Annotated in this window: 4 protein-coding genes; all 4 read left to right on the top strand. The window is 74.9% G+C overall.

The window, feature by feature from the left end:
- Positions 1-667, top strand: a 667-nt coding sequence (cobJ, locus tag H5J33_RS29635; RefSeq protein ID WP_181797876.1) for a precorrin-3B C(17)-methyltransferase, incomplete at its 5' end; no start/stop codon positions are given.
- Entirely contained in the window at positions 664-1,254 is a 591-nt protein-coding gene (locus H5J33_RS29630; RefSeq protein ID WP_181797875.1) for a precorrin-8X methylmutase, read from the top strand. The genes cobJ and H5J33_RS29630, both read left to right, overlap by 4 nt.
- The gene (locus H5J33_RS29625) at positions 1,251-2,168 is read left to right on the top strand and encodes a sirohydrochlorin chelatase (protein WP_181797874.1); all 918 of its coding nucleotides are present in this window, start codon (positions 1,251-1,253) and stop codon (positions 2,166-2,168) included. The genes H5J33_RS29630 and H5J33_RS29625 overlap by 4 nt, the downstream gene beginning before the upstream one ends.
- Positions 2,158-2,870 (top strand): Rv2231c family pyridoxal phosphate-dependent protein CobC (gene cobC / locus H5J33_RS29620; protein ID WP_181797873.1); only part of this gene is annotated, 713 nt, incomplete at its 3' end. The genes H5J33_RS29625 and cobC, both read left to right, overlap by 11 nt.

Raw genomic sequence — 2,870 nt, 5'->3', positions numbered from 1 at the left:
CTCGGTGGTGGTGGGTCTGGACCAGTACGTGGACCAGATCCGGGATCTGCTGCGGCCGGGGACCCGGGTGCTCGAGTCCGGGCTCGGCGCGGAGGAGGAGCGGGCGCGGACGGCGGTCGCCCAGGCCCGCGCGGGGCACGCGGTGGCGCTGATCGGCAGCGGGGACGCGGGCGTGTACGCCATGGCGTCCCCGGCGCTCGCGGAGGCGTCGGACGACATCGACGTGGTCGGGGTGCCGGGGGTGACGGCGGCGCTGGCCGCCGGGGCGATCCTGGGCGCGCCGCTGGGCCACGACCATGTGTCGATCAGCCTGTCCGACCTGCACACACCGTGGGAGGTCATCGAGCGGCGGGTGCGTGCGGCGGCGGAGGCGGATCTGGTGGTCACCTTCTACAACCCGCGTTCGCGGGGCCGGGACTGGCAGCTGCCCAAGGCGCTGGCGATCCTCGCCGGGCACCGGGAGCCGGCCACGCCGGTCGGTGTCGTGCGCAACGCGTCCCGGCCGGACGAGTCGAGCCGGGTCACCACGCTGGCCGAACTGGATCCGGCGAGCGTCGACATGATGACGGTCGTCACCGTCGGCAACACGGCCACCCGGATCATCGCGGGGCGCATGGTGACCCCGCGCGGTTACCGCTGGCAGGCATCGCGGGAGGAGCCGAAGTGAACCGTGTCGTCCATCCGATCGAGCGGGAGTCCTACCGGCGGCTGCGCGCCCGCCTGGACACCTCGCACTTCCCGCCGCTGACCCGGGCGGTGGTGGAGCGGGTCATCCACTCCGCCGCCGACCTCGAGTACGCGACCGATCTCGTCATGGCCGAGGAGGACCTGGTGCGGGCGCACGCCGCGCTGCACGCCGGGGCGCCGGTGGTCGTGGACGTGGAGATGGTGGCCGCCGGTATCACCCGGCGGGAGACCGTCTGCCGGCTGAGGGACGCCGTGGCCGGGCCGGGGCTGACCCGGTCGGCGCACGCGATCCGGCTCGCCTACGAGCAGGTCGGTCCCGGTGCCCTCTGGGTGATCGGCAACGCGCCGACCGCGCTGGAGGAGCTGCTGACCCTGGACGCCGGCCCGGCCCTCGTCATCGGACTGCCCGTCGGTTTCGTCGGGGCGGTCGAGTCCAAGGCCGCGCTGCGGGAGAGCGGACTGCCCGCGGTGAGCAACGTGTCCGAGAAGGGCGGGTCGGCGGTCGCGTCCGCCGCGCTCAACGCCCTGCTGTACCACCCCGTTTCACACTCCGAGGAGATCTCGTGACCACCCCGCCCGCCCTGCTCATCGCCGGACACGGCACCCGTGACGACGCCGGTGCCGAGGCGTTCCGCGACTTCGTCCGGGAACTGGGGCGCCGCCACCCCGGTCTGCCCGTCGCCGGCGGCTTCATCGAACTGTCCCCGCCGCCGCTCGGCGAGGCAGTCGCCGAACTGGTCGGGCAGGGGGTGCGCCGGTTCGCCGCGGTGCCGCTGATGCTGGTGTCCGCCGGGCACGCCAAGGGTGACATCCCGGCCGCGCTGGCCCGCGAGAAGGAGCGGCACCCGGGCATCTCGTACACCTACGGCCGCCCGCTGGGCCCGCACCCGGCGCTGCTGGGCGTGCTGGAGCGGCGGCTGGAGGAGGTGCTGGACGGCACGGACCGGGCGGAGGTGACCGTGCTGCTGGTCGGGCGCGGTTCCACCGACCCCGACGCCAACGCCGAGGTGTTCAAGGCGGCGCGGCTGCTGTGGGAGGGCCGCGGGTACGCCGGGGTGGAGACGGCGTTCGTGTCGCTGGCGGCGCCGGACGTGCCGAGCGGCCTCGACCGGTGCGCGGCGCTGGGCGCGAAGCGGATCGTGGTCCTGCCGTACTTCCTGTTCACCGGCATCCTGCCGGACCGGGTGCGGCGGCAGACCGAGGACTGGGCGGCGGAGCACCCGGGGCTGGACGTGCGGTCGGCCGATGTCATCGGGCCCGAGCCGGAGCTGCTGGACCTGGTGATGGAGCGGTACGAGGAGGCCGTCAAGGGCGACCTGCGGATGAACTGCGACTCGTGCGTGTACCGGATCGCACTGCCGGGGTTCGAGGACAAGGTGGGGCTGCCGCAGCAGCCGCACTTCCACCCGGACGACGACGGCCACCACCACGGGCACGGTCACCACCACCACGGGGGCCACTCGCACAGCCATGCGCACTGAGCCGAGCGGCGGCCCGGAACACGATCTGCGGCACCACGGGGACGCCGAGGTACGGGACGGCGGGGCCGGGCTGGTGGACCTCGCCGTCAACGTCCGGGCGGACACGCCCCCCTCCTGGCTGCGGGAGGAGATCGCCGGTTCGCTGTCGTCCCTCGCGGCCTACCCGGACGGGCGGGCCGCGCGGGCGGCGGTGGCCGCGCGGCACGGGCTGCCGGTGGAGCGGGTGCTGCTGACGGCGGGGGCCGCGGAGGCGTTCGTGCTGCTGGCCCGCGCGCTGAAGGTGCGCCGGCCGGTGGTGGTGCACCCGCAGTTCACGGAGCCGGAGGCGGCACTGCGGGACGCCGGGCACACCGTGGACCGGGTGCTGCTGCGGGAGCGGGACGGGTTCCGGCTGGACCCGTCGGCCGTCCCGGAGGACGCCGACCTGGTGGTGATCGGCAACCCCACCAACCCGACGTCGGTGCTGCACCCGGCGCGGACGGTCGCCGGTCTGGCCCGCCCCGGCCGGACGCTGGTGGTGGACGAGGCGTTCATGGACGCGGTGCCGGGCGAGCGGGAGGCCCTGGCGGACCGTACCGACGTCCCCGGCCTGGTCGTGCTGCGCAGCCTGACCAAGACCTGGGGCCTGGCCGGCCTGCGCATCGGCTACGTGCTCGCCGCCCCGGAGACCATCACCGGACTGCAGCGGGCCCAGCCCCTGTG

It is taken from the genome of Streptomyces sp. WELS2 (genome assembly GCF_013870595.1).
In the GTDB taxonomy this organism is placed as follows: Bacteria; Actinomycetota; Actinomycetes; order Streptomycetales; family Streptomycetaceae; genus Streptomyces.
The sequence above is the reverse complement of the archived record's forward strand: the minus strand, read 5'-3'. Positions and strand labels throughout refer to the sequence as shown.